Source organism: Yoonia sp. 2307UL14-13, assembly GCF_037572755.1.
GTDB lineage: Bacteria > Pseudomonadota > Alphaproteobacteria > Rhodobacterales > Rhodobacteraceae > Yoonia.
This window is the reverse complement of the sequence record NZ_JBBIFZ010000001.1, coordinates 842,637-867,565: the sequence shown is the minus strand read 5'-3', so window position 1 is coordinate 867,565 and position 24,929 is coordinate 842,637. Positions and strand designations below refer to the sequence as shown.

The following is a 24,929-nucleotide window of genomic DNA, read 5'->3' as shown; positions in this document are numbered from 1 at the left end:
CCAGTTGTTTGTTGTGGTTAGATGTAGGTGATGATGTTGTGATTTAAAGTGTCATTTTGATGACTTGACAGGGGGTTAGGGTGCCGAAACGACGCTTTGGGTCAGTTGGACATGAAGCAATCGTCCGCCATGCGCCGGATCGAGCAAAATTTGCGCACCATCGTCCAAAATAGTATTTCCACCAATCGGGATCGGGGCGTCATTCGTGATATCTTTCATCCCGCTTAATCCTTCATTCACGATGAACCATTGGTCATCGTGCCGCCGAAAATACGCCAGTCTGGTTCGGTCGGCGGGAAGGAGCCGTTCATTCGGCGATTTGAACCGATTGGCATGCCATGCATAAAGTCCGATCCCGTCGTAAACGGTAACGCGATGATTGTCGGGCCGGAAGGGACCGTCGGAGCGCGAGGAATAAAGGTTCAGAACGGGGACCTCCTGACCATAATCGGTCGCGCAAAACGGGCAGGTCGGTTTGGTGCTGTTGTCGAAAACAAACCACTTGCCCGTGCATCGCTTGTCGACGCAAGGCAGCATCATATCAGCGGTGCGGACAAGCGCCAGTTCCCAATCATCTGCACGGGGACGCTGGGCGGGATCGTGCAGACCGTTGATAAAGGCCCTTTGGAACAAATCGGTGATTAGTGGCCCACAAAACGACATCGGCATCTTGTCGGTATCGGCCCAGGGTAGCTCGCTCTCGCGCACATGGGCGGTGTTGATCCGGTTGGATGGGTCATCCGGATGTTCGACGAACAATGCCTGTCGACCCATCGACAGCATATCGTCCCGTGCACTGTCTGCGGTATCGTGAATCTTGCGGCCTTTAAGGGGGTGGCGCAACGTCAGGTACATATAGATCAGAACCGCCAAGGCGTGCAGGTCGGTCTGCATATTCGGCAGTTTGCGGCGTGGATCGGTGATAGGCAGATGCTGGGTGGCCACGACTTCGGGCGCGACGAAATCGGGCGTGCCAACCACCTCGGGCGGGAACTTGTCGGGGACGACCAGCCCATCGATGTCGATGATGCAGGCGTCGCCCGTCAGCGGATCGACCAGAACATTCTTGTAACTCAGGTCCGAATGCGCGAGGCCAGAGGCATGCAGCCGCCGCACAGCCCGTGCCAACCGGATGCAGATTTTCAGATAGCCCAGCCAGTCGCCGCCTTCGCGCGGATCGAGAAACGTATGCCGGTTATGGGCCGACGCGAACCACTTGCCTTCCTTTTCCTTTCCCTTGATCCGCAAACGGTCGTTGTCGAAAGAACCGTGATCGAAAAAGAATTGACCATCGAAAACCGGGACGACCACGCCAATCGTGCCATTCCATTCCACCAACGCCTCGGGCCAGCGAAAGAGTTTCGCGAGCGTTTCGCCACCGGCGCCTTCGAGAATGGATTTGCGATGCGGCCCGACGATGGCCTGCAACCGCTCCATTCCCTGCGGGTCGGGTCTGTTTCGGTAGAATCCGACAACTGCGCGCCGTCCTTCGACCCAATGCACGTTCTTCATGCCGCCTTGGGCAAAATGATCCGGCTCGAACGCGATGGGCTGTCCGTCCGTCGTTTGAATGCGGATCATTTCGTGCCTCGATCAGGATAAAGGATCGCAATGGTCCGATCATCATGTTCGCCCTTGACCCTGAAGTTCAACCAATCCAACAGCGCGCTGTGGGCCTCTGGATTATGCGGGTGCACGCCGGCGCTTTCCAAACGGGCCATCAGGTCGGCCCATGCCGCCGGATCGGCGGCTGCCGATTGTGAGGTGAACATCGGATCGGAAACGCCGTCGGTCATGGCAATGAGGGCGGTAAAGTCGGGGACGATCCGTGTGTGTACGCGGTCGGGGTCGATCGTGTCGTGCCGCAGAAACGTTGTCTGACCGGCGAAGTCACCGTGATCCACCGTCATCATGAGGGGCGGCTGGTTTTGGGCGACGACCCCGATCAAGCCATCGCCGACAGACATGCTGGCCAGAAACCACCCCCCGGGTATTTCCTTTGCAATCGCCACGAGGAGCGTCGTGTTAAGCGTATTGAGGGCATGGCCGTTTTTCTGGGCGAAAGCGTCAAGCCCTTCTGCCGCTGCGTGCATGGCGTCGGTCATGCTCTGTCTCAGGGTGACCTTGTCATGTGGATCATTCGGCAATGACGTGGTCAGGTGCGCGCGCGCTTGTTCCACCGCGATTTGCGACCCGCGCCGTGAATAGGCGGCGCTGCCCGCGCCATCGGCCACCAACAAAAAGTGCCAGCCGCTCACGGCGTCGAAGGCGATGCGCAGTTCGTCATCGCGCGGCATCCCCTTGTGCGCATGCGATCGACCGCGGCGGCTTGCGCCGATCATGACATGGTCCTCGACCAGCCGCCTGCTGTTGGTGTCTTCCTTGGGATAGGGCAGGGTATCCCAATCAACGGGAAGATCTTTCCACATCGACCAGGGATCGGGGCTGACGGGCAGACGCAGATTGACGGTCGTCTTCTTGCCTTTGATCAGTCCCCGCAAGGTGAATTCATGGAGCTTGGCGGTTTGTACCATCCCGCTAAGCATCCATGTCCCATCCTTCGTCTGCTCGAACGTCAGGTCGACGTCATCCGGCCAATCGACGTCAAGATCGGTAAGGCCATCCGGCTCCACCAATTTCGCCACGAAATACTCGCCCGCGGTCGCCGCCCGGCTCAGCCGTCCTTCCAACTCCCCCACCTAGCCCAACCCGCGATTGACGTTGAAGCCCGGGTCATCCGGCGACGAGGCACCATATGTGCCCGCTCCGCCGCACCACGGGCAAACGGCCTGTTTCGTGCGCAGATCAAGGCAATGGACACCGCCGCATTTGCCGCAATGGGCCATCGTGATTTCGTTTGGGCAATGCGGGCATGATGCGCCACCCAACAGGTTGCGCACATTCATTTCCTGCATCGCGCCACCATCGGCGCACATTTCGAAGTACTGGTTGCTGACGCCTTGCGAGGCGCGGAATTCGTAAACGCCATCCTGTCTGCGCGATTTTTCGTATTTCAGAAGATAAGGCAGTTCATTCGTTTCGCATTTCCCGACGACGACGGCATAACGGTCATCGGGCTGACCCGCGCTGATCCCGTCATCTTCTGACAGCTCATCAGGCAGGGCCTTCGATAGGTTTACGCCATCATCCTTCGCACCGATGCCGACACTTTGGCTTTGAATCGTGATCGACTGCGTGACCCACGTGATCAGATTAGTGAATGCCTGATCCGAAATATCATTCAGGATCATCGTTTTGTCCGAGATATCACGCAGGCCTTTCAGATCGGCACGCCCCCCGACCGAAATCGAAACAAGGCTGGCTTTGCGGGCATACTTCTCTTTCCACCGCACCATAGCAGGGGCCGGGTTGTCAGTGGGAACGCCATCGGTCAGCAGGAACACGATGGGCTTCCAATCACCCTTACGGTCAGGTGTCGTGGGCCGGACGTCGCGGTCGATCCGCTCCATCAGCTTATCAAGCGCCGCGCCCAGCGATGTCCCGCCCCCAATCGGCAAACGCGGCGGATAGAAATTCGCTACCTCGACCATCGGGGCGATCACTTTGGGTTTTCCGGCAAATGCGATGATCGAAATCTGCGCGGTTTCAAGGGCTTCCGGGATGGTCTTCAATGTATCCGACAGTTTGGCCAACCCTTCGTCCAACTGGCGCATCGTGTCCCCGATCATGGATTCCGACACATCGACGACAAAGTAAACCGGCAGCATCCGCATCGTGAGGCTCCTTAAATGACGATATTGATCTCGCTCGGGGGCGGTGGGAGTTGGGTCGTGTCAGCGGATTTCGCCTCGGGCGACCTGCCGCTATCCGTGATGACGTCCGAAACCCATTTGAAGAATTGTTCGAACCCGGGCCCGTCAAGCGTGTCAAGCATCGCCACCGAGGTACAAAAGCGCTGCAGCGCTGTCACATCTGCCGACGGGCCTGCGCCACAGCCCACGATCGATGCAAATCCGGCCGATTTGATCGCGCTCACCTCTTCGTTGAAGGTCATCGTGTCGGATGGTTTGCCGTCGGTCATGATGAACAAGAGCGGTGCCCAATCCGCCTCTTCACCGCGCTTGACCTCGGATGCGACCTTGCCACGCACGACCCGCAGGGCCTCACCCAAGAACGTCGGGCCACTATTGGGTGTCGTCAGTTCGATCGTCGGAAACGCATCAAGAGGCGTCAACTCCTGCATGACCCGCGCATCCAGGTCGAAGGTGATCACGCCGATATGGACCGTTTCCAGCGCATGCGGGTCTTGTCGGAGGGTCGAAATCAGGATTTGCAGCGCATTGTTTACGGCGTGAATCGGTTCACCCCGCATCGATCCGCTGGTGTCGAGGAGAATGTAGACGGGCAGGCGGCGCATGGGTGGTCTTTCGATCTGTTCGCGTCAGGAGTGCAGACCCAATCGGGCAGAAATTTGACGATTAAATTGCAAGTTTAGGACAGGTTAGACTTCTGCCGGGGCGGTGACAACGGGTCAGTCGACGGGTAGCCCGCTGGGCACGCTTTCGGGCCGCCCCAGCGGCCGGTCAAGCGCGCTTTCGCCGGTCAGTGCGTTCAGAAACGCCACCAGATCGGTGATATCATCGTCCGACAGGTTGATCGGGCGCATCCGGATGGCCGCGTTCTGGCGTTTCATCTCGGCCGCGTCTGCGTGAATGGCGGCATCGATCGCGGCCAGCCACGGAACGTCGGGTAGGCCGGCATCTGAAAGGTTCCATCCCGCGCGCGTCAGGATCGGGTGCGCATGATGCCGGATCATCGCCTCCAGCGTCGGATAGGCCCCGTTGTGACCATAGGGACCGGTCAGCGCCACGTTCCTCAGCGAGGGTGTGCGGAACTTGTAGGCATCCGCCAGCAGGTCCGTTTCACCCATCCGCCCCACATCGCGGGGGATCGGATCAAACCGCCGGGTCCGGCCGGGGCCAAAGGCGGGCAGGCCAAGCGCATGAAAGCCCTGATCGGTAAAAAGCGGCCCGGAATGGCAGGATGCGCAGCGATTGTTAAAGAAAAGCTGACGGCCGCGTTCGGCGTCATCGGGTAGCGGCGTGCCTGCTAGCCATTTGTCGTATGGGCTGTCATAGCTTTGCCATTCGCTGGCAACGAAGGCGCCAAGCGCGTTGCCGACTTCGACGATGGTCACATCGCCGGGTTCTTCAATATGATCAAAGGCTTGCACGAACATTTGCCCATATTCGGGGATTGTCCGCACGCGCTTGGCGATGATCGGCCACCCCCTGTCTATCCGGTTGTTCACTGCACCGATAACGTCGTTTTCGCCAAGGTTTCCGGCCATCTCGAATTGCGCTGCAAGGGGGAACAAAGCCTGCGCGGCCAAGAGGTTATCCAGACCCTTGGGTAGCCATTCTTCGGCGGGCGAGTCGAAGCCATTGCCGTATAGGTTCGATCGGGTCAGTCGGCCATCATGGAACAGGACATCGATGGAATTATGCCCCAGATTCCAAAGGCTTGGCGCATTGCGGGGAATGCGCTTGCGGATGCGGTCGGCGCCCGTGCCGGGGGTGCGGTCGGGGCCGACGCCGACGCCGCCTTCGCCGATGCCGAGCGACAGGCCGTCCGTCCCGGCATGATCGTGGTGATGACAGGTCCCGCATGAGATATTTCTGTTACCTGACAGTACCTTATCGTAGAAAAGCAACTGCCCGATCCGTGCTTGTGCTGGATCGATGGCGATGTAATCATCGGCGGAAATGCCCTGTGCGGCGGCCATTCCGGCACCGCAAACCAGCCCGAGGAGAGACGTATGCATCGCGTACACACAGCGTACACACACTGTGCGCACGTTTGTGCAGCCATCCTGTTTTTCGCCGCTCCGGCGCAGGCCGATATGGAAACGGCGCGCGATCTGATGGAGGCGGGGCAGTTCGAAGAAGCGCGCGAAATGTTCGAAGTATACGCGCGGTCGGGCAATGCGGATGCCGAGGAACTGATCGGCGTCATGTACGCCATGGGCCTTGGCGTCGCCCGCGATGATGAACGGGCCTTTGACTGGTATCTGCGGGCGTCGATGAAGGGGCATCCGGGGGCGCAATCGGGACTGGGTTGGTACTATGAAATTGGCCGGGGCCTGCCCGCGCCTGATCTGGTCAGAGCCTATCTGTGGTACGCGCTATCGGCAATAGGCGGGGACCCTGACGCGCTGGACTCGCTTGAAGAGATCACGCCCCGGCTGACGGCAGAAGAGCGGGCGCGCGCGGAGGTGCTGGTGGATGACTATCGGGTGTGGATGTATCCGTTTCGGTGATGTGGACCGTTTGCGTCACGCTCTATTGGAACGGGACATTTCATATTGCGTACAGCTTGAACGATCGTATCCTCCTGTGGACGTTGTAGTACACGTTATCGAGTTTGCGTTGGAAGTATTTCTTCTTTTTGTCGGGTTGGGGGTGATCGTGCTTTTACGGCGAAAACGTCGGCGCCGTGGACAGCGCATTCGTGTCTCGACACCAGGGGTTCAATTACCGCGTCGTCCTGTCCGCCGCACGATCAGTGCCGTTGATAACCGTCCGAAACCGCCCGTCTCTAACGACAGAGAACCGCCACAAGAGAAGGTGCTTCTGGGCCGTGCATACGTCACTGACGGTGATGGTCTGCGTATCAAGGGTCAGGAAATCCGCTTGTTTGGTATTGATGCACCCGAATTCGAACATCCTTACGGAAAAAAGGCGAAATGGGCTTTGCACGGATTGTGCAAGGGGCGCGATGTTATGGCCGTTTCCGCAGACATTGACGATTATGGTCGTCTCGTCGCACGTTGCTATTTGTCGGACGGGAGCGATCTATCGGCTGAAATGGTGAAGCTGGGTCTTGCGCTTGATTGGCCGAAGTTTTCGGGTGGGATTTACAGCCATTTGGAAACCGCAGATGCGCGTCGGAAACTGTGGTTGGCTGATGCGCGACAGAAAGGCCGGATGGATGTCTGGGAGAAGTATGAAGCGAAGCGGGCTGCGAGCGGTCAGAATGTGAGTCCTGGCCTGGATTGACGATCGCTTGGGCAAAGCGGACCTTGTTGGCCGCATTCTGTCGTCTTCTTATTCCGACCGATGGGCAATCCTGACAGCCTGAACGGCGACTTTTGCCGTCGTAAGTCCACTTTCATTTTTGCAAAGACCGCCTGTTCATTCTGGTATTCCGTTGGCGCTTCGCATTGCATAGTCATGGGGCGGATGATGGGCATCATGATGGTCTCCTTGTTGAGCGATGACCCAGACCTATGCGCGGTGGGTCGTGCTGTTCAGCCGCCAAAACCGGATGTGGACTTTCGCAAATGAAAACGGATTGGAATGATCTCGCCTACTTTGCCGCCATTGCCCGGGCAGGGGGGCTGGCCCGCGCGGCGCATGCTTTGGGGGTTTCTCAGGCGACGCTGAGCAGGCGGATGAAGGCGTTCGAGGCGGCGCTTGGTCGCCGCTTGTTTCAGCATGGCGCCGAGGGTTATGCGCTGACAGCCGATGGTGCGGCGTTGGCGCAGAAGACGCTGCACATGGAGGATGCCGCGCGGCGGATCGATCAATGGCGCGATGCCGCCCAAGGGCCGGTCTGCGTGCGTATTTCGGCGGGCACATGGACAGCGCTTGATTTGGCAGAGCGTGTTTTGGAGTATTGGACCCCGGATGCGTCTTGGTTGCCGGAATTCGTCTATTGCGATCATGATCTGGATATCGCCCGGCGCGAGGTGGATATCGGGCTGCGTAACCGCTGCCCGGAACAGCCATGGGTCGCGCGCAAACGGGTCGCGATAGTGGATTTCGCCGAATATGCGGCCAGTCGCGACGTTACCGGATGGATCGGGTCGGCGTGGGGTGCCACGATGACGCCATCGGCCTTGTGGGTGAAAGAGCACTATGGCGACCGGGTTGTGACAAAGGCCAACAGCCCGCATCTGGCTTGTGCGCTGGCCAAGGCTGGGCTGGGCCGTGTTGTCCTGCCGATGTTTATTGGCGAGTCGATGGAGGGGTTGAGCCGTCTGTCTGACCCCATCGCGGAGTTGCAGAGCGAACAATGGATCGTGTCGCATCACGATGCGCGGAATGAGCCGCCGATCCGGGCCGCTTTGGATGCGATTGCGTCTTATATGACCCGCCGGTCATAAGCGTTGTGCATTGACCTGACGGGTTTGGGATGGTCCGATCATCTGATGATCGGTGCCATTCTTAAGACAATCATTTTTCTCGTGACGCTGCTGGCGCTGACGGCTTGCGTGCAACATATCCGCAATTCGGGCAGTTCTGCTTTGCCTTCGCGTGTAGCGGATACGCTGCGCATCGCGACTTACAACGTCCATTACATCTGGCTGGGCCGCGCGACGGGACCGTGGTCTGTGGGCGATTGGGAGCGCCGCAAGGGACCGCTTGATCAGGCATTCAAGGCGCTTGATGCGGATGTCGTGGCGTTTCAGGAGATGGAGAGTTTTGCGCGTGGCAGTGACGGGTCGGTGAACCTGACGTTGGATTGGTTGCTGGAGAATAATCCGGGATACGGCGCAGCGGCTGTTGGTGATTGGGAAGTGTTTCCTTCGACCCAGCCGATTTTCTACCGTGCTGACCGGTTGAGTGCGGTTGATCAGGGCTGGTTCTTTTTCTCGGACACGCCGGATGTGATTTATTCGCGGACGTTTAATGGGTCTTTTCCGGCTTTTGCGTCCTGGGCTGCATTCGTGCGGGCGGATGGGCGGCGTTTTCGCGTGGTGAATGTGCATTTTGAGTATTCGAGCGGGTCGAACAGGTTGCTTTCGGCGGAGTTGGTGGCGGATCGGATTGGCCCGTGGGTCGCGGACGGTGAGACAGTGTTTCTGGTCGGTGATCTGAATGCGCGGCTGGGGGCGCCGACGGTTGAGATATTGGAGGGGGCGGGGCTGACATTCGCGCCCGTGCAGGGGTCCACCTATCATTTCAATCGCGGGATCAATCTATTTGGGGCGATTGATCATATTGCGGTGACAGAGGGGGCGGACTTGGCCCGGGCGCCCGTTGTGCTGCGCGAAAAGTTTGCCGGAGAATGGCCGACGGATCATTATCCGGTCATTGCAGATTATCGTTTGCCCTGAGCGGTTTAGAGAATTTGGCCGCCGTTGTTGATCAGTTTCCCGCCTACCATGCCGGTGAGCGTGACCGTTGCCCCGGCTTCGACGGTGATGGTTCCACCAATCATGCCGCTGATCGTGACGGATATGTTTGCTGGCACAGTGGCATTGCCGCCAATCATGCCGTCAAAGCTCTCGTTGTCTGTAAAGGTGTGATTTCCCTTGATCATGGGTTTGGGATTGAGCGCCATCCTGTCCGGTCCTTGTTCTATCCGGCATCCTATCATCCGGGTATGGCATTCGTCCTTCGCAAACGAAAAGAGCCGCCCGAGCGGGCGACCCTGTCTGTATTGGCGATCGTTACTTAGTTCAAATCGCTCTCGTAAGCGGCGTTGATTTCACCCACGGCGGCGTCAACGGCTGTTATCAGCGCATCAAGGATTTCGCCGCCGCGGTCCACGTTTTCACGGAACCAGCCTTGGACGGGCTCTGCTGCTTCGGCGAATGCGGCTTTTTCTTCTGGTGTGGGCACGTAAAGGTCACCGCCACCGGCGACGAAGGCCTCGTAGGCTTCGATGGATTTGCGCTTGGGTGACGCGAAGGTCGCCTGCTGCAGTTCGGCGAAGCCGTCAACCACCACGCGCCGCAGGTCTTCTGGCATTGCCATGAAGTTTTCGTTCGACATCCACCAGAGCGCGCCCATATAGGCGTGGCCGTCCAGCGTCATGTATTGCAGGCCCGCATCCGGGAATTTCATGCCCATGATGTCGGTGATCCCGTTTTTGGAGCCTTCGACAACGCCCGTCTGGAACGACGTGAAAAGCTCTGGCCATGGGATCGGTGTCGGCGATGCGCCAAGCGCGCGGACCAGTTCCTGTGGCAGGTCGGCGACCACCGTGCGGATCTTGAGGCCTTCCATGTCGGATGGTGCGGCGATCCGGCGTTGCGTGTTTGCGAAGTTGCGCCAGCCACCCGTGTTCCCGATCGTCATCAGGCGGATCGTGTTGTCGCTGTCCTCCAGCGCCATGTCGCGCATCGTGCGGACAAAGTCTGAGGTCAGCACGTGCTCGGCGATCCGGTCATTGGCCATCAGGTAGGGCAGGTCGAGCACCTGCACATAGGGGAAGATGCCTGCCGCGCCGCCGGACGTGGAAATGTAGACGTCAATGGAACCCTCAGATACGCCTTCGAGGCATTCGGCGCCGGTCGAGCAAAGCTGTGTGCCGATGAAGAGCTCCACGCCGATCCGACCGTTCGAGGCGCTTTCGACATAGTTCTTGAAGACGATCAGACCGTCATAGTCTTCGTCATTTTCGTTCGAGTTCGCGGTGGCCCGGATCGTGAATTCCTGGTGTCCGTCGGCCCAGGCGGCGAATGGTGTCGCCAGAAGCGTCGCCATTGCGGCCACTTTGGTGAAGGTTTTCAGCATTTTCTACTCCCTGTTGATGCTGTCAGTTTGGTATCGGCGCGGGGCTGATACAAGCGTTGAAACCGACATCCGGGGCGCAGCCCAGAAAACCGGTCAGATATGGCACCGTCATGGAAATGGCGGGGACATAGGTGATGAGGAAAATCACGAGGATCTCGACCGCGAGGAAGGGCAGGATCGCCTTGGCGATGGTTTCGACCTTTTCGCGGGACACGGTACTGGCGACGAAGAGGACGAGCCCCATGGGCGGCGTCGCGAGACCGACGGTCAGGTTGACGCTCATGATGATGGCGAAATGGACGGGGTGAACGCCGATCTCGACAAAGATCGGTCCAAGGATCGGGCCGAGGATGATAATCGCAGGACCTGCATCAAGGAACATGCCGACGATGAACAGCAGCAAGTTGATCAGGAACAGCAGGATCAGCGGGTTTTCGGACATGCCGAGGATGATGTCGGCCATGGTTGTGGCCGCACCCGATGTAGCGACGACGGTTTTGAAAGCGACGGCCGCGCCGACCAGTAAGAGAACGGCGGCAGAGGCGAGGGCAGAGCGTGAGAGGACATCGAAGAAATCATTGAGCGTCATCGATCGCAGGATGAAGACGCTGACGAGCAGAGCGTAGGCGACGGCGACGGTAGAGGCCTCGGTCGGGGTCATCACGCCGATCAGGATGCCGCCGAGGATGATGATAGGTGTCTGGAGGGGCGCGATGGCCTTTTTGCAGACGATGCGGAAATCGTGACTTACTCGCGCTTTGATCGCTTGTGTGATTGCGTGGGCGATGGGCAGGGCGATCAAGAAGATCAGCCAGTTATTGACCTCTTGCGGGATGAATTGGGTGATGATCCCGGAGAATGCATAGAGCAGGGCCGCGATATTGACCCGGATCAGGATGAAGCTGACGACGCTTTCCAGCGATGTGATGCTCTGGTCCTTTTGCACGATCCGCTCGGCCTTGGGCAGATCGTACCGGTCGGCGAGCAGGCGGACGACCAACATCAGCCCGATACCGACCATCACGCCCGGCACGATCCCGGCAAGGAACAAGGCGGCCACGCTTTCGCCCATCACGTAGGCATAGATGATCATGATGCCCGACGGCGGGATGATGGGGCCGATGACAGAGGATGCGGCAGTGACGGCCGCGGCGAATTTGCGGCTGTAGCCGTTCTTTTCCATCGCCGGAATCAGGGTCGAGCCAAGGGCGGAGGTATCGGCCACCGCAGAGCCGGACAGGCCAGCGAACAGGATCGACGACAGGATGTTTACGTGCGCCAGGCCCCCGCGCAGGTGGCCCATGAAGGCTTGGGAAAACTCGACAAGGCGGGTGGTGATCCCGCCACGGTTCATGATCTCACCCGCCAGCATAAAGAACGGCAGGGCCATCAGCGGAAAGCTGTCGATGCCGGTATAGATGTTGCGGTAAAGGATCGCGAGGTCGCGTTCATTGCCGCTGAACCAGGTCATGAAACCGGGGGCGAAAAGAAGGGCGAAAACAACCGGCACGCCGATCATCAGGATCAGCAGGAAGAGCGGGAGAAAAAAGATCAGCATCAGGAAGCGCTCACCGTTTCGTCGGCCTCACCCAGACGGGTCAGCCGGTCACCTTGCCCCAGAAGCGTGATAATCTGGCGCAGGATCAATTCGACATTGACGGCGATCAACAGGTTCACGCCCACCCACAGGGCGGCGTATTGGTAGTAGTTCGAGAATTTCGCGCCGCATTTCCCGATCTCGAAACCGAACGGCCAGCGCAGCGTGGATGAACAACCGCGCCCAGAGATGCTGTCGACATGATTATTCAGCCCTTTGTCCCACATGACGATCAGAACGAAAAAGGACATGATCAGAATGCCGAGGATCAGAATGGCGGCCAGCATGCGGGGCAGGGCGCGTTCGAGCATGTCGATCGCGACGAAGCCGCCCTGACGATAGGCGATGGGGGCCATCAGGCCAGTCATCCAAAGCATGCCGAACCGCGCACCTTCTTCGGTCCAGTTGGGCGCGTCGTTCATGACATAACGGAAAAAGACCTGCCCGAGGATCAGGCAGACCATGATGGCAAGGGCGGCAACGGCGATTATCCGGCCAATGGCAAGAACGCCTGCGTTCAAACGCTCCAGCGGCCAAAGCAGACCAAACAACACCGACATTGCGGCTTCTCCCCCCTTATGCAGGCATGTCTTTTTAGCTGCCTGTCATTTTCATCATCCAGTGGACGTCTTGCGCCAATGCTCTCCCCGGATTGGCGGTGGTGTCAACCGATCAGATGCCGAGATTTTTTGTGATTTTGTAGATCGGGTCACCGTATCTGCTGCGACCTGAACCATAGCCCCCCGAAACTTGCGTTATGCATGGGTACCATGCCGAAGCGAGTGGCACAATAGTGTATCAATTTGTCTGAGCCGATGAAATGGGACGATATTCCTATGAGGTGTGGTCGTCGAAGGTCGACGCCTTCTGGGCGCGATCACCAAGATTTGTGTCAGTTTGCGGCAGCGCAGAAATCGCCTCTGATCAAAACATACGTCATCTCTGTGCTGGGGCCGTCATTGCGGACGAAGGTGCCTTTCCACATGTATGACCGATGACAGCCTTCGATTGGCTGCATGCAAGGCGAAAAGCACATGGCGAGAAAGCGGACCGTCCTTGCAGTTACATATAGCGGCTTGCAAAGCCACGTGCTGAGAGCGCGATTTCAGAAAAAGCCGCGGCCGCACCTCTTTCAAGAATGACTGAACTGTAAAAATACCCGGAATGTATAGCGTTGGGATGGTTCTGAAAGAAACGACCTTTGGGATCGATCATCAGATATGTTTGCAACATATCGATATTGTCTTCGACACGCATGACAGATCGAAACTGTGAGTGTAATTCGACAAAGTGCGCGAATTGTTCATCGGACACTATTCCTGTACCTGTTACCATCGGAAGGACACGCAACACCTTCCACTTTTCGGGTCGCAACGTATCGAGCATCTGGGTCAGGTCAGTTTCAAAATTGGCGTCGCTGACCACGGTGTTGATTTTGAGCTTCATCGATGGAGACAGCATATGTGCGCGATCAATCGCGGCTGACAGGGCGTACATGTCTAGAAGTTGACCGCGGCGATCAACACGCCCAATCGCCTGATTTGTTTGCGCATCAATGGCATCGATACTCAAACCCAACCACTCAAGATGGGGAGCCATCGCGCAAAGAGTTTCTTGATCCAGCTTGCTGCCATTTGTGATGATCGACACCTGAAAACCAAGGTCATGCGCCGTACGGATCGCATGAAGAACGGAGGGAACATTTAGCAAGGGCTCGCCCCCCGCAAAATTCAATCGAACACGTTTCCAGTTCAGGGTCGCTTTTAGAGGGTTGGAATAGTTAGAGGGTGCAAAAAACGCCCACAATTCCCGTAGTAAAGCCTCGGTTGCTTTGGTGTCGCGAACCAAATCGCGTGTGGCTTTCTGATCGCTCCACTTTGCATAGCAGTAAGCGCACCGATAGTTACATGCCTCATTGACATGCCAGTTAATGACCAACTGGTCGATTTCGACGGGAATAGTGGTAGACTTTGCGCCCAACTGATCGGACTTCGTTGAATGATCTAACAACATCTTTTACTGATTACCTTGACCATAAGCTGCGCTTTGAGTTGAAATTTTTCCGCCTTCGCTACTTAAACGGGCATACTTTCTATGCAATACCGCCACTGGAAACAGTCTGTTTTAGGGATGAATAGCGCCGCTACAGCAAATTGACGGCCAGGATTATGGGGGCCGGCACTACGTGAACCGAAGTGCCGGAACTTATGTCCGTTTACCTTACCCTCGGCGTTCCTACCTTACTCGCTGTCATCCAGTCCGGCCAACCGATGAAACGCTCGATCGCGAACAACAGCAGGCACGCTGCGATCACGCCGAAGGCGAGCTTTACCCGCCCCTCCGAGGGCGGATTTTGCGCCCAGCGTTTCATGCGTAAGAGCCAGCGGGCGTTCATGCCGGATCGTCCACGAACCGCACTTTCCCGATGAACGGCAGGTTCCGGTTGCGTTGCGCATAGTCGATCCCGTAGCCAACGACGAATTCATCGGGAATCTCGAAGCCGGTCCAGTCAGCCTTGAAATCGACCTCTCGCCGGGCGGGTTTGTCCAAGAGCGCAATAGTGCGCAGCCGACCGGGGTGCCGTGTCGACAGGTAGTCGCTGACGTGGCTGAGCGTGTGTCCGGTATCGACGATATCCTCGACGACCAGCACGTCGCGCCCTTCGATCTTGCCGCGTAAGTCCTTGAGAATACGGACTTCGCGGCTGGACTCCATTCCGTCGCCATAGGACGAGGCCTCGAGAAAATCTACCTCGACCGGCAAATCCAGTTCCCGGACCAGATCGGCGATGAACACGAAAGATCCGCGCAACAGGCCCACGACGACCAGCTTGTCGGTATCGGCGAACTCGGCCCGGATATCCTTGGCCAGCCCCTCGACCCGAGCGGCGATCGCCTTGGCGCTGATCATTTCGTCGATAACATAGGGTTTCTGCGGCATATGGGCCTCTGACTGGTGCGAAAACTTGATTTTTCAGACAGAGTTTACGACATCACCCAGTGAAGTCACCCGTGAAAGACTGTTATGCCGACCCATTCCGAGACCAAGACGCTGCCTTACACAGCGCAGCAAATGTATGATCTGGTGGCGGATGTCGCGAACTACCCGAAATTCCTGCCCTGGACCGCGGCTGCCCGCATCCGTTCTGTCGATGATAAGGGCGACAGGCAGGTGATGCTGGCCGACCTCGTGATTTCGTTCAAGGTATTTCGCGAACGATTCGGCAGCCGCGTGGTGCTGTGGCCTGATGAGATGAAGATCGACACGGAATATCTGGACGGCCCGTTTCGGCATATGGAAAGCACCTGGAGCTTTCGGGATGTCGAGGGTGGTTGCGACGTGTCTTTCTTTGTCGATTTCGAATTCCGAAACCGGCTACTGCAAGGGGCTGCCACGATGTTTTTCAACGAGGCGATGCAGCGCGTTGTCCGTGCATTTGAACGGCGCGCAGCCACGCTTTATGGCTGAGAGCGTCGAACAGCAACTTGCGCGGTTTGCGACCGCGACCGTACTGGACGACGATGCCCGTGCGATGATGCGTCTGTCGCTTTACGACTGGACCGTTTGTGCGCTGGCGGGGCAGAGGGAAGCGGTTGCTGAAATCCTGATCCGCAAGGGTGAGATGGAAGGCGGCGCGCCGCAGGCGACGGTCATCGGGGGCGTAAGGCTGCCCGCGCCCCGTGCCGCCTTGATCAACGGCGCGATCAGCCATGCGCTGGACTACGACGACACCCATTTCGATCATATCGGCCATACCAGCGTCGCCGTGATCCCTGCGGCTTTGACCATGGCGCAGGCGCAGGGTCGGACGATGGCGGAATTCATCGATGCCGCGTTGATCGGGTCCGAGGCCGCGATCCGCATCGGCACATGGCTGGGCCGCGCGCACTATCAGGTCGGATTTCACCAGACCGCGACATCCGGCGCGTTCGGTGCCGCCTTGGCCGGCCTGCGACTGATCGAGACGACGCGCCCAAAGATCATTGCGGGCCTTGGTCTTGCCGCGTCACGCGCGTCCGGTCTGAAATGCCAGTTCGGCACGATGGGCAAACCGCTGAATGCCGGGCTGGCGGCTGAGGCGGGGGTCGAGGCCGCGTTGTGGGCGCAGGCGGGGCTGAGCGCGGCGGAACGGGGTGTATCGGGACCGTTGGGATTTGCTGCAACCTACCACGGAGAGAACATAGGAAGTGCGTTCGATGGCATGGGTGCCGATTGGCGGATGAAGGCCGTCAGCCACAAGTTCCACGCCTGCTGCCACGGCCTGCATGCGATGTTGGAAGCGCTTGGGTCGCTGAACCTGACTGCGGATGAGGTCGCGTCGGTGAAGATTGCAACCCATCCCCGCTGGATGTCCGTGTGCAACAATCCCGCGCCCCGGACAGGTCTGGAGGCGAAGTTCAGCTACAAACAGGCTGCGTCGATGGCGCTGATGGGGATCGCCACAGGGCGGGTTGCGGCCTTTGATGATGCGGTGGCGTTGCATCCGTCGGTGAGCGCCGTGGCAGAGAAGGTCACGGTTGTGACCGATGATAGCCTTACGGAAATGCAGGCGCGTGTTACTGTGACGCTGAAAGACGGTCGCGTGAAAGATGCCTTTCACGACCTATCCACGACTCTGCCGCATGACGTTCTGGCCCGCAAACTGCGTGACAAGGGCCGGATGCTGATCGGAGACGCGGCAGAGCAGGTCTGGGACGCGGTGCAGGGAAACAGCCTGCGCAGCTATGTGGATGTGCTGAGCGAAACCCCGTCTACCGGTTGGGAAGACGGCGTCGACCTGATCATGGAGGTGTTGGATTACTTCGATGTCTGAGACACGGCGCGGCTCAACAAAGTGAGCGCATAGGCAGTCGCCTTTTTCCGCACGACATTGCGGCCTAATGGCCCGAAATCGACCGTTTCGGTCGTCACACCGTCCGGTGTTACAAGCCCAAAGCAAACGCGCCCTTCGGGTTTGAACTCTGACCCACCGGGACCTGCGATCCCCGTGATCGCCACCGCGATATCCGCGTCGGAATTGTCCCGCGCCCCCGTCGCCATTTCTGCGGCGACCTCTTCCGAAACCGCGCCGTAGGCGTCCAAAGTTGCCGCGGCGACACCCAGCATCCGCGTTTTGGCTGCATTGGTGTAGGTCACGAACCCCCGGTCGAACACTGCCGAGCTGCCCGCCACATCCGTGATGGCCGCGCTGACCATACCGCCGGTGCAGCTTTCGGCCGTGGCGATCATCAGGCCCTTCGCCTCGGCCGCGTCCAACAGATCGGATGCCAGCGTCACAGCAGATGGGCGATGGCGGCAAGGATCATGACACCGATTGCCGCAAAGATACCCGCGATCACGTCATCCAGCATCACGCCCGTCGGCCCTTTCATCCGGTCAGCCCAGCCGATCGGACCCCATTTGGTGATGTCGAAGAGACGGAACAGAACAAAGGCCGCGATCCAGCCGGGCCAGAGGGCGAGGATATTGCTGGCGGCGAACCATGCGCCGAAAGCCACTGGCAGCAACGCGATCCACTGCCCGCAGACCTCGTCGATGACGATCTCGGACGGGTCGTGGTCATCCTTGCCGCGCGTTTCGACCTCGGTCGCCCAGACGCCGATGAAATACGATGCGACTGCGCCGATCAGCAGGCCCCATGGTCCGGCGATCACATAGATCACCCAAGCGGCGGGCAGGGCGGCGAGTGATCCCCATGTGCCGGGGGCAGGGCGCAAATGGCCCGCGTAGAAGAATGTCGCGATCAGGTGGGTCATAATTTCACCAATGTGACGGTGGCAAGGGCCGCGATGCCTTCTTCGCGCCCGGTGAAGCCCAGCCGCTCGGACGTTGTGGCCTTTACGCTGATCCGATCCGCGTCCATCCCCATGATCCCAGCCATGGCGGCGCGCATGGCTGGTTGGTGCGGCCCGATCTTGGGATATTCGCAGACCAGCGTGCAATCGGCATTGCCGATCCGGTAGCCGCGTTCGGCGGCAAGCGCGACAGCGTGTTCGAGGAAAATGTGGCTCGCTGCCCCTTTCCACTGTGGATCAGAGGGCGGGAAATGCTGGCCGATATCGCCAGCGCCCAACGCGCCATAGATCGCGTCGGTCACCGCATGCATGCCGACATCGGCATCGGAATGCCCCTGCAGGCTGCGCGTATGCGGCACCTGAACGCCGCAGAGCCACACGTGATCACCCGGCCCGAACCGGTGCACGTCATAGCCATTGCCGCATCTGATATCCAAATCCTGCCCCATCAATCGTTCTGCCCGCGCAAAATCACCCGGTGTGGTGATTTTGATATTGTTTTCATCCCCATCGACAATCGCGACCGCAATCCCCGCGGCACGTGCGACGGCGACGTCGTCGGTGGCATCCTCTGTCATCGCGTGATGGGCCGCAAGCAGAGCAGCAAGGTGAAAGCCTTGCGGGGTTTGGGCGCGAAAGAGGCCGTTGCGGTCGGTGACCCCCTGCACCTGATCGTCCGCACCCCGCCATAGCGTATCCGTGACCGGCACGGCGGGGGCAGCGCCCTGATGCGTATCAAGCGCCGCCAGTACCCGGTCGATCAGCGCCGTACTCACAAGGGGCCGCGCCGCATCGTGGATCAGGACCTTGTCAACGCTGTCCAACGCCTCGAGCCCCGCGAGGACAGAGGCCTGTCGTGTGGCGCCGCCGATCACCGCCGTTACGCCGGCGATTTCGCACAAATCGGCATCATCGGGGTGAAGCACAACGACAACGGATTCGATCGCGGGGTGAAGCAGGAAAGGTGCGGCGGCACGGGCCACAACGCTTTTTCCGCCAAGCATTTGCCATTGCTTGGGGATTTCGCCCCCCGCACGGGTGCCGCGCCCGGCGGCGACGATAATGGCGGCGATGGTCATAAAGGTCTCATACCCTGTTTTCCCTTGTTTAGGTCTGCTGTCGGTTGTCTGCAATCATGCCGTATTGCTTAAAATTTATGCAGTTGCTGTTTTTTGCACATTTGTTGGCGCGGCTTACGTTGTCGCCCTCCGGGATTCGCCCTAATTCTGTTGCAACGCCACCTTCTTGAGCGAATGACTGATCCTTTGGCACCTGATGCACCAATACAATTCGACGATGTGATCCTCGACCCGCCCGTCGCGCTTGCGCCGCTGGCCGGGATCACCGATCTGCCGTTTCGGCAGCTGGTGGCGTCGTTTGGTGCGGGGTGGGTCGTCAGCGAAATGGTAGCGAGCCAGGAAATGGTGCAGGCCAAACCCGGTGTGCGCGAAAGGGCCGAGCTGGGCTTTGATGAGGCCAACACAGCCGTCCAGATTGCGGGCCGCGAGGCCTATTGGATGGCCGAGGCCGCGCGGCTCATCGAGGCCAACGGCGCCACCATGATCGACATCAATATGGGCTGCCCCGCCAAGAAGGTCACGAATGGATATGCCGGTTCCGCCCTTCTGCGCACGCCCGATCACGCGCTCAGCCTGATTGAGGCTGTCGTGGATGCCGTTGATATTCCCGTGACGCTGAAAACCCGGCTGGGCTGGGATGATGACTGCCTGAACGCCGCCGATGTGGCGAAGCGGGCGGAGGATGCGGGCATTCGTATGGTCACCATCCACGGGCGTACCCGGTGTCAGTTTTACAAAGGGCACGCCGATTGGGATGCGATCGGCGCGGTGAAAGAGGCCGTGACGATCCCGGTCATCGCCAACGGTGATATCACGGACACAGCCACCGCGCACGCTGCACTACACAAATCCGGTGCGGACGGCGTGATGATCGGGCGCGGCGCGCAGGGGCGGCCCTGGCAACTTGCTCAGGTGGCCGCCGATCTGGACGGGCGCGACGCGCCGAAGATTCCGCAAGGAGCCGATCTAGTCCGTATGATTTGCGACCACTACACAGCGATGCTGTCATTCTATGGCAGCACCCTTGGCAACAAGGTCGCGCGCAAACATCTGGGGTGGTACATGGATGGCGCCGGAACACCGCCCGACCTGCGTCGCGCGATCCTGACTTGCGCCGATCCCGACCAAGTGCTGCGCCTTCTGCCGGATGCGTTGACCGAAAAGGTGGCGGCATGATCATCGATACCGCCCTTTGGTCGTCGCTGCCCGCGCCGGCGCTGTTGCTGGATGGGGACGACACGATCATCGCCACCAACCCGGCGGCCGAGACGTTTTTGAACCTGTCGGCCAAGGCCCTTCTGGGCCAGAAGATCTGGGAAAAGGTGATGATCGATGCGCCGCTCGAGGCGCCATTCGCACGGGCGCGCACCAACAAGACATCGCTATTCGTCAACGATGTCGATGTGGGCAGCGGCGAACGGGCGCCGATGTTGTGCAACCTGCAATTCGCCCCGCTGCAAGGCACTGACGACACGATGATCGTCATGATCAGCCCGCGTGAGATCGCAAGCCGGATCAATCAGCATCATTCATCCGAAAAAGCCGCCAAATCGGCGATCGGTATGGCCGAAATGCTGGCCCACGAAATTAAAAACCCGCTCGCCGGGATCACCGGGGCGGCACAGCTTTTGTCCATGGGACTGAAGCCTGATGATCAGGAAATGACCGATCTGATCGTCGAGGAAAGCCGCCGGATCGTGAAGTTGCTGGAACAGGTCGAACAATTCGGAAACCTGCGTCCGCCGGTTGCCAAACCCCTGAACATCCATGACGTGCTGGACCGTGCCCGACAATCCGCCGCTGTCGGTTTCGGCGCGCATATGCTGTTCATCGAGGACTACGATCCGTCACTGCCGCAAACGATGGCGGATGCGGATCAGTTGCTGCAGGTCTTTCAGAACCTTCTCAAGAATGCGTCCGAGGCCAGCAAAGAAGGCGGTTCGATCCGGCTGCGGACCTTCTACGATGCGTCATTGCGCGTGCATCGGTCGGACGGCACGCAGGCGCGGCTGCCGTTGCAGATCGAAATCATCGATGACGGGCCGGGCCTGCCGCGCGATATCGCCGATGACGTGTTCGAACCCTTTGTGTCGGGCCGTGAAAACGGCACCGGGCTGGGCCTCGCGTTGGTGTCGAAACTGATTGGTGACGTGGGCGGCTGGATCACCGTTGACAGCGTGCCGGGACGCACCGTCTTTCGGATATCGCTGCCGCTGGCACCGAAAGAAGTTGATACAGGAGAGAGTTGATGGACGGAACCGTACTTGTCGCCGATGATGATCGCACCATTCGGACGGTTTTGACCCAGGCGCTGACGCGGGCGGGATGCAAGGTGCATGCCACCTCGTCGCTGGTGACGCTGATGCGGTGGGTTGATGAAGGCAAGGGCGATCTGGTGATATCCGACGTCGTCATGCCCGATGGCAACGGTCTTGAACAACTCCCCCAAATCTCTGCGGCCCGACCCGGTCTGCCGGTCATCGTCATTTCCGCGCAGAACACGATCATGACGGCCATTCAGGCGGCTGAAGCCGACGCCTATGATTACCTGCCCAAACCCTTCGATCTACCCGATCTGATGAAACGCGCTGCCCGCGCGCTCGAGGTCAAGCGGCGCGCGCCGGTGCAGCGGATCAATGGGGCCGACCCCGATGAGAGGGAGGGCGAACTGCCGCTTGTCGGGCGTACCGCTGCGATGCAGGCGCTGTATCGTTTGGTCGCCCGGGTGATGAACACGCAACTGCCTGTGCTGATCACCGGAGAAAGCGGGACGGGTAAGTCGTTGATTGCGCGTGCTATTCACGATTTTTCCGATCGGCGCAGCCTGCCATTCGCCACCGTGTCCGCCGCTGATCTTGAGGGGATGGATGGTCCGTCGACCGTGCTTAGCCGCGCCAAGGGCGGGTCGATCCTGTTCGATGAGGTCGGCGATTTGTCGGACGAGGCACAGGGCCGGATCGTGCGGATGCTGGACAGTTTAGGCGACAATGCCCCCCGGATCATGGCCACATCGCAGACCCACCTGATGAGCCGGATGGAAGAGGGGCGCTTTCGCGAGGACCTGTTCTATCGTTTGAGCGGGGTGACGATCGACGTGCCGTCCTTGCGTGAACGGGTCGATGATATCCCGCTTTTGGCAGATCATTTCCTCGCCCGGGCCGAACGCGAAGGCGCGCCCGCCCGCCGTTTCGGCGATGCGGCGCTGGAACTGGTGCGCGCCTATAGCTGGCCCGGCAATGTGCGACAGCTGGAAAACGCGGTGCGGCGGCTGGTGTTCACCGCGGCTGAGGAAGAGATCACGCGCAGCGAAGTCGAACATGTCCTTGGTAACCAACCGGCCATCGAACCATTGCGATCGGGGGATCAGGGTGAGAAACTTTCCGCCAGCGTTGCCAAGCATTTACGCCGCTATTTTGATCTGCATGGCGGGGTGCTGCCCCCCCCGGGCCTGTATAACCGCATCCTGAAAGAGGTCGAGGCGCCGCTGATCGAAATCGCGCTGGATGCCACAGGCGGCAATCAGGCCAAATGCGCCGACCTTCTGGGCATCAACCGGAATACGCTGCGAAAGAAGATCACCGACCTCGATATCCGCGTGACACGCCGTCGCAAATTGATGTAAAAGCGCAACAGAACCGTGGCGGCGCTGCGTCAGCGTAGCGTAAAGACCACAGATTTGGCGGTATGTGGGTTTGCCCACAGCAATACAGGGCGTGGCACGTGCGGCGGACCCTCTTGGGACTGGATCTAACCCGGCTTAGCCGTTGGCAGCGCCAGCGGCATGTGCGCAGCGCGTTCACGACCATCGTCGTTCTGCTAGGCCCGATTCTTGCTGCACTGACCTATGTCGTGGTCGGCCCACTGGGGAAAGGTGCGGGGTCGACGACCCTGCGCGGGATCCTGTTGATCGACCTGATCTATATCCTTGTCGTCATGGCGCTGGTCATGGGGCAGGTGGTTCGGATGGTGGCCGCACGCCGCGCAAAATCGGCCGGGTCGCGGCTGCATTTGCGGTTGACCGGTGTGTTCGCGCTGGCCGCGCTCGTGCCAACCGTGCTGGTCGCGGTGTTCTCGGTCCTGTTGATTTCGGTCGCGCTGGAGGGGTTGTTTTCCGAGCCCGTCGGCAACGTTCTGCGGACGTCGCTGACCACCGCAAAGGCCTATGAGGAAGAACACCGGCAAGAGCTTAGCCGCGATGGGCGCGCGCTGGCCGCCTATCTGAACCGCGAACGGCAGGCAAACTTGTTCATGGATGATGGCGAGGTGCGCCGCGCCCTTGGCGACGTGCAGCCGCAAATCGAACGCGGCCTGACCGAGGCTTTCGTGATCGACGGTGCGGGCAATATCACTGCGCGTGGCGCCCGATCCTACGAATTCGCCTTTGAGCGGCCTGACGATACAGTCTTCAATGATGCCCAGGAAAACGGTCTGGCCATCATTGAAGACGCCCGCAGCAACGAATTCCGCGCTCTGATCCCACTTAGCGCGTTTCGTGATCGTTATCTGTATGTCACGCGCGAGGTCGATGGCAACGTGCTGTCCCTGCTCGACGATACGACCGAAACCGTCGAACAATACGAAGATCTGGCCAATGAACGCGGCCAGCTCTTGTTTCAGTTCGGCCTGCTGTATCTCGGCTTTGCGCTGGTCCTGATCCTGGGGGCGATCTGGGGTGGGCTGTGGTTTGCTGAACGGCTGTCGCGGCCAGTCGGGCGCTTGGTATCCGCATCCCAGCGGGTCGGGTCCGGTGATCTGGATGTGCGCGTGATCGAGGACGACGGCGACGACGAAATCAGCCAACTGGGCCACTACTTCAACCAGATGACCGGCCGTCTGAAAGGGCAGCGCGAGGAATTGCTGGAAACCAACCGGATCTCCGAACGGCGGCGGCGGCTGTTCGATTCCGTGCTCAGCTCGGTCACATCGGGCGTCGTGGGGCTAGACCCGGATGGGCGGATTGCCTTCGTAAACCCGTCGGCCAAGCGTCTGCTGTCGGTCGGGCCGGATCAGGCGGATACGGCGCTGTCGGTGGCGATCCCGGAATTCGGGCCGCTTTTCGATCAGGTGCGCAGCGCGCATAGCGACGGTGTACAGGAACAGGTGACTTTGGTCCGCGGCGGCGTGCATGAAACCCTGCTGGTGCGCATGTCGCCGCGGCGCAACGCCGATGGCGCGCTGGAAGGATACGTCGTGGCCTTCGACGACGTCACCGATCTGGTCAGTGCGCAGCGCATGGCGGCCTGGGGTGACGTGGCGCGGCGGATCGCGCACGAAATCAAGAACCCGTTGACCCCGATCCAGCTTTCGGCGGAACGGATCAAGCGCAAGTTCCACCGCAAGGTCGGCGAAGAGGCGGATAAGCTGGACCAGATGACCGACGTCATCGTACGGCAAACGAACGACCTGCGGCGCATCGTCGATGAATTCTCGAAATTCGCGCGGATGCCCGAGCCAAAACTGGCGATCTGCGACCTGACCAAACTGGTCCGTGATGCCGTCACCTTGCAACGGGCGGGCCAGCCGGGCGTCAAGATCAAGGCCAAACTACCGAAAGAAGGGATATTGGCCGATGTCGACGGCACGATGATCTCACAGGCGCTTTTGAATCTGATCAAGAATGCGGCCGAAGCGACCGAAACCTATCTCGAAACCAAGGCGGTCGATGGCTATCAGCCCGAAATTCGGGTGTCCGTCCTGCGCGACGACGATGCGGTGACCATCACGATCGCCGATAACGGGGTCGGCCTGCCCGAAGATCGCAGCCGCCTATTCGAACCGTACGTGACGACCCGCGATCGCGGCACCGGGCTGGGCCTGCCGATCGTCAAGAAAATCATCGAAGAACACGGCGGCACGTTGATCCTGACCGATGCCGACACGTTCGAAGGCAACGGCCACAGCGGTGCCTGCGCCACGATCCAGCTACCGATGGCGCCAATGCGCACGCAAACAACAAAAATACCGGCATGAG

25 protein-coding genes are annotated in these 24,929 nt (G+C 59.5%); 11 read left to right on the top strand and 14 right to left on the bottom strand.

From position 1 onward, the window contains the following. Positions 1-75: 75 nt before the first annotated feature. The 5 genes from V8J85_RS04480 to V8J85_RS04460 all read right to left on the bottom strand — a co-directional run bounded on the left by V8J85_RS04480 (position 76) and on the right by V8J85_RS04460 (position 5,746). Positions 76-1,581: a helix-hairpin-helix domain-containing protein gene (locus tag V8J85_RS04480; protein WP_339952477.1), complete on the bottom strand. Its 1,506-nt coding sequence runs from the start codon at positions 1,579-1,581 to the stop codon at positions 76-78. Beyond that, complete coding sequence (locus V8J85_RS04475; RefSeq protein WP_339952476.1) at positions 1,578-2,699, bottom strand: PP2C family serine/threonine-protein phosphatase; 1,122 nt, start codon at positions 2,697-2,699, stop codon at positions 1,578-1,580. The genes V8J85_RS04480 and V8J85_RS04475 overlap by 4 nt, the downstream gene beginning before the upstream one ends. Further along, the gene (locus V8J85_RS04470; protein ID WP_339952475.1) at positions 2,700-3,734 is read right to left on the bottom strand and encodes a TerY-C metal binding domain-containing protein; all 1,035 of its coding nucleotides are present in this window, start codon (positions 3,732-3,734) and stop codon (positions 2,700-2,702) included. 11 nt (positions 3,735-3,745) lie between these two features. Further along, positions 3,746-4,378, bottom strand: a complete 633-nt coding sequence (locus V8J85_RS04465) for a vWA domain-containing protein (RefSeq protein ID WP_339952474.1) — start codon at positions 4,376-4,378, stop codon at positions 3,746-3,748. A gap of 114 nt (positions 4,379-4,492) precedes the next feature. Next, positions 4,493-5,746 carry a cytochrome-c peroxidase gene (locus tag V8J85_RS04460; RefSeq protein WP_339952473.1) on the bottom strand — a complete coding sequence of 418 codons (1,254 nt, stop codon included), beginning with the start codon at positions 5,744-5,746 and terminating at the stop codon, positions 4,493-4,495. A 117-nt stretch (positions 5,747-5,863) separates the two neighbouring features. Here V8J85_RS04460 and V8J85_RS04455 point away from each other — a divergent pair, with 117 nt between their 5' ends. The 5 genes from V8J85_RS04455 to V8J85_RS04435 are packed head-to-tail and all read left to right on the top strand — an operon-like array spanning position 5,864 to position 9,082. After that, positions 5,864-6,280 (top strand): tetratricopeptide repeat protein, encoded by a 417-nt coding sequence (locus tag V8J85_RS04455; RefSeq protein WP_339953068.1) that lies wholly within the window; start codon positions 5,864-5,866, stop codon positions 6,278-6,280. 1 nt (position 6,281) lies between these two features. Continuing rightward, on the top strand, positions 6,282-7,019 hold the full coding sequence (locus V8J85_RS04450) for a thermonuclease family protein (RefSeq protein WP_339952472.1): 738 nt from the start codon (positions 6,282-6,284) through the stop codon (positions 7,017-7,019). 60 nt (positions 7,020-7,079) lie between these two features. Continuing rightward, entirely contained in the window at positions 7,080-7,307 is a 228-nt protein-coding gene (locus V8J85_RS04445) for a hypothetical protein (protein ID WP_339952471.1), read from the top strand. Then, positions 7,304-8,128, top strand: coding sequence for a LysR family transcriptional regulator (locus tag V8J85_RS04440; RefSeq protein WP_339952470.1), 825 nt, complete (start codon positions 7,304-7,306; stop codon positions 8,126-8,128). The genes V8J85_RS04445 and V8J85_RS04440 overlap by 4 nt, the downstream gene beginning before the upstream one ends. 45 nt (positions 8,129-8,173) lie before the next feature. Then, the gene (locus V8J85_RS04435) at positions 8,174-9,082 is read left to right on the top strand and encodes an endonuclease/exonuclease/phosphatase family protein (protein WP_339952469.1); all 909 of its coding nucleotides are present in this window, start codon (positions 8,174-8,176) and stop codon (positions 9,080-9,082) included. A 5-nt stretch (positions 9,083-9,087) separates the two neighbouring features. Here the strand turns inward: V8J85_RS04435 and V8J85_RS04430 are convergent, their stop codons facing one another. The 6 genes from V8J85_RS04430 to hpt form a co-directional block, all read right to left on the bottom strand. After that, complete coding sequence (locus V8J85_RS04430; protein WP_339952468.1) at positions 9,088-9,309, bottom strand: hypothetical protein; 222 nt, start codon at positions 9,307-9,309, stop codon at positions 9,088-9,090. A gap of 113 nt (positions 9,310-9,422) precedes the next feature. Then, positions 9,423-10,487 (bottom strand): TRAP transporter substrate-binding protein, encoded by a 1,065-nt coding sequence (locus tag V8J85_RS04425; protein WP_339952467.1) that lies wholly within the window; start codon positions 10,485-10,487, stop codon positions 9,423-9,425. Between the two features lie 22 nt (positions 10,488-10,509). Beyond that, positions 10,510-12,045, bottom strand: coding sequence for a TRAP transporter large permease (locus V8J85_RS04420; RefSeq protein ID WP_339952466.1), 1,536 nt, complete (start codon positions 12,043-12,045; stop codon positions 10,510-10,512). Continuing rightward, entirely contained in the window at positions 12,045-12,644 is a 600-nt protein-coding gene (locus V8J85_RS04415; protein WP_339952465.1) for a TRAP transporter small permease, read from the bottom strand. Before V8J85_RS04415 ends, V8J85_RS04420 begins: the two co-directional genes overlap by 1 nt. Before the next feature lie 502 nt (positions 12,645-13,146). Further along, on the bottom strand, positions 13,147-14,097 hold the full coding sequence (locus V8J85_RS04410) for a viperin family antiviral radical SAM protein (RefSeq protein ID WP_339952464.1): 951 nt from the start codon (positions 14,095-14,097) through the stop codon (positions 13,147-13,149). 378 nt (positions 14,098-14,475) lie between these two features. Further along, entirely contained in the window at positions 14,476-15,024 is a 549-nt protein-coding gene (gene hpt / locus V8J85_RS04405; RefSeq protein ID WP_339952463.1) for a hypoxanthine phosphoribosyltransferase, read from the bottom strand. An 84-nt stretch (positions 15,025-15,108) separates the two neighbouring features. Here hpt and V8J85_RS04400 point away from each other — a divergent pair, with 84 nt between their 5' ends. Both V8J85_RS04400 and V8J85_RS04395 read left to right on the top strand, forming a co-directional pair. Beyond that, positions 15,109-15,552 carry a type II toxin-antitoxin system RatA family toxin gene (locus tag V8J85_RS04400; RefSeq protein WP_339952462.1) on the top strand — a complete coding sequence of 148 codons (444 nt, stop codon included), beginning with the start codon at positions 15,109-15,111 and terminating at the stop codon, positions 15,550-15,552. Further along, positions 15,545-16,897 (top strand): MmgE/PrpD family protein, encoded by a 1,353-nt coding sequence (locus V8J85_RS04395; protein WP_339952461.1) that lies wholly within the window; start codon positions 15,545-15,547, stop codon positions 16,895-16,897. The genes V8J85_RS04400 and V8J85_RS04395 overlap by 8 nt, the downstream gene beginning before the upstream one ends. On the opposite strand, the gene V8J85_RS04390 is transcribed toward V8J85_RS04395, so the two are convergent. From V8J85_RS04390 to V8J85_RS04380, 3 genes are read right to left on the bottom strand one after another with little or no spacing between them, the layout of a single operon-like run. Further along, positions 16,882-17,361 carry a CinA family protein gene (locus tag V8J85_RS04390; protein ID WP_339952460.1) on the bottom strand — a complete coding sequence of 160 codons (480 nt, stop codon included), beginning with the start codon at positions 17,359-17,361 and terminating at the stop codon, positions 16,882-16,884. The two genes, V8J85_RS04395 and V8J85_RS04390, sit on opposite strands and share 16 nt — an antisense overlap. Next, complete coding sequence (locus V8J85_RS04385) at positions 17,358-17,840, bottom strand: phosphatidylglycerophosphatase A family protein (protein ID WP_339952459.1); 483 nt, start codon at positions 17,838-17,840, stop codon at positions 17,358-17,360. Before V8J85_RS04385 ends, V8J85_RS04390 begins: the two co-directional genes overlap by 4 nt. Then, a complete protein-coding gene (locus V8J85_RS04380; RefSeq protein WP_339952458.1) occupies positions 17,837-18,958 on the bottom strand; it encodes a bifunctional 2-C-methyl-D-erythritol 4-phosphate cytidylyltransferase/2-C-methyl-D-erythritol 2,4-cyclodiphosphate synthase in 1,122 nt (373 codons plus the stop codon). Before V8J85_RS04380 ends, V8J85_RS04385 begins: the two co-directional genes overlap by 4 nt. 174 nt (positions 18,959-19,132) lie before the next feature. On the opposite strand from V8J85_RS04380, the gene dusB reads away from it, so the two are divergent. The 4 genes from dusB (at position 19,133) to V8J85_RS04360 (ending at position 24,928) form a co-directional block, all read left to right on the top strand. Then, the gene (gene dusB / locus V8J85_RS04375; protein ID WP_339952457.1) at positions 19,133-20,134 is read left to right on the top strand and encodes a tRNA dihydrouridine synthase DusB; all 1,002 of its coding nucleotides are present in this window, start codon (positions 19,133-19,135) and stop codon (positions 20,132-20,134) included. Continuing rightward, positions 20,131-21,207, top strand: a complete 1,077-nt coding sequence (locus V8J85_RS04370; RefSeq protein ID WP_339952456.1) for a two-component system sensor histidine kinase NtrB — start codon at positions 20,131-20,133, stop codon at positions 21,205-21,207. The genes dusB and V8J85_RS04370 overlap by 4 nt, the downstream gene beginning before the upstream one ends. Next, positions 21,207-22,580, top strand: a complete 1,374-nt coding sequence (locus tag V8J85_RS04365; RefSeq protein ID WP_339952455.1) for a response regulator — start codon at positions 21,207-21,209, stop codon at positions 22,578-22,580. The genes V8J85_RS04370 and V8J85_RS04365 overlap by 1 nt, the downstream gene beginning before the upstream one ends. Before the next feature lie 98 nt (positions 22,581-22,678). Continuing rightward, positions 22,679-24,928 (top strand): sensor histidine kinase NtrY-like, encoded by a 2,250-nt coding sequence (locus V8J85_RS04360; protein WP_339952454.1) that lies wholly within the window; start codon positions 22,679-22,681, stop codon positions 24,926-24,928. The last annotated feature ends 1 nt before the right edge of the window (position 24,929 follow it).

Coding starts and splice junctions, on each gene's coding strand:
- V8J85_RS04445 (WP_339952471.1), top strand. CDS start 7,080: ATGGGCAATCCTGACAGCCTGAACGGCGACTTTTGCCGTCGTAAGTCC.
- V8J85_RS04370 (WP_339952456.1), top strand. CDS start 20,131: ATGATCATCGATACCGCCCTTTGGTCGTCGCTGCCCGCGCCGGCGCTG.
- V8J85_RS04415 (WP_339952465.1), bottom strand. CDS start 12,644: ATGTCGGTGTTGTTTGGTCTGCTTTGGCCGCTGGAGCGTTTGAACGCA.
- V8J85_RS04395 (WP_339952461.1), top strand. CDS start 15,545: ATGGCTGAGAGCGTCGAACAGCAACTTGCGCGGTTTGCGACCGCGACC.
- V8J85_RS04430 (WP_339952468.1), bottom strand. CDS start 9,309: ATGGCGCTCAATCCCAAACCCATGATCAAGGGAAATCACACCTTTACA.
- V8J85_RS04410 (WP_339952464.1), bottom strand. CDS start 14,097: ATGTTGTTAGATCATTCAACGAAGTCCGATCAGTTGGGCGCAAAGTCT.
- V8J85_RS04480 (WP_339952477.1), bottom strand. CDS start 1,581: ATGATCCGCATTCAAACGACGGACGGACAGCCCATCGCGTTCGAGCCG.
- V8J85_RS04465 (WP_339952474.1), bottom strand. CDS start 4,378: ATGCGCCGCCTGCCCGTCTACATTCTCCTCGACACCAGCGGATCGATG.
- dusB (WP_339952457.1), top strand. CDS start 19,133: ATGACTGATCCTTTGGCACCTGATGCACCAATACAATTCGACGATGTG.
- V8J85_RS04365 (WP_339952455.1), top strand. CDS start 21,207: ATGGACGGAACCGTACTTGTCGCCGATGATGATCGCACCATTCGGACG.
- V8J85_RS04435 (WP_339952469.1), top strand. CDS start 8,174: ATGATCGGTGCCATTCTTAAGACAATCATTTTTCTCGTGACGCTGCTG.
- V8J85_RS04400 (WP_339952462.1), top strand. CDS start 15,109: ATGCCGACCCATTCCGAGACCAAGACGCTGCCTTACACAGCGCAGCAA.
- V8J85_RS04455 (WP_339953068.1), top strand. CDS start 5,864: ATGGAAACGGCGCGCGATCTGATGGAGGCGGGGCAGTTCGAAGAAGCG.
- V8J85_RS04470 (WP_339952475.1), bottom strand. CDS start 3,734: ATGCGGATGCTGCCGGTTTACTTTGTCGTCGATGTGTCGGAATCCATG.
- V8J85_RS04420 (WP_339952466.1), bottom strand. CDS start 12,045: ATGCTGATCTTTTTTCTCCCGCTCTTCCTGCTGATCCTGATGATCGGC.
- V8J85_RS04460 (WP_339952473.1), bottom strand. CDS start 5,746: ATGGCCGCCGCACAGGGCATTTCCGCCGATGATTACATCGCCATCGAT.
- V8J85_RS04425 (WP_339952467.1), bottom strand. CDS start 10,487: ATGCTGAAAACCTTCACCAAAGTGGCCGCAATGGCGACGCTTCTGGCG.
- V8J85_RS04440 (WP_339952470.1), top strand. CDS start 7,304: ATGAAAACGGATTGGAATGATCTCGCCTACTTTGCCGCCATTGCCCGG.
- V8J85_RS04380 (WP_339952458.1), bottom strand. CDS start 18,958: ATGACCATCGCCGCCATTATCGTCGCCGCCGGGCGCGGCACCCGTGCG.
- V8J85_RS04385 (WP_339952459.1), bottom strand. CDS start 17,840: ATGACCCACCTGATCGCGACATTCTTCTACGCGGGCCATTTGCGCCCT.
- hpt (WP_339952463.1), bottom strand. CDS start 15,024: ATGCCGCAGAAACCCTATGTTATCGACGAAATGATCAGCGCCAAGGCG.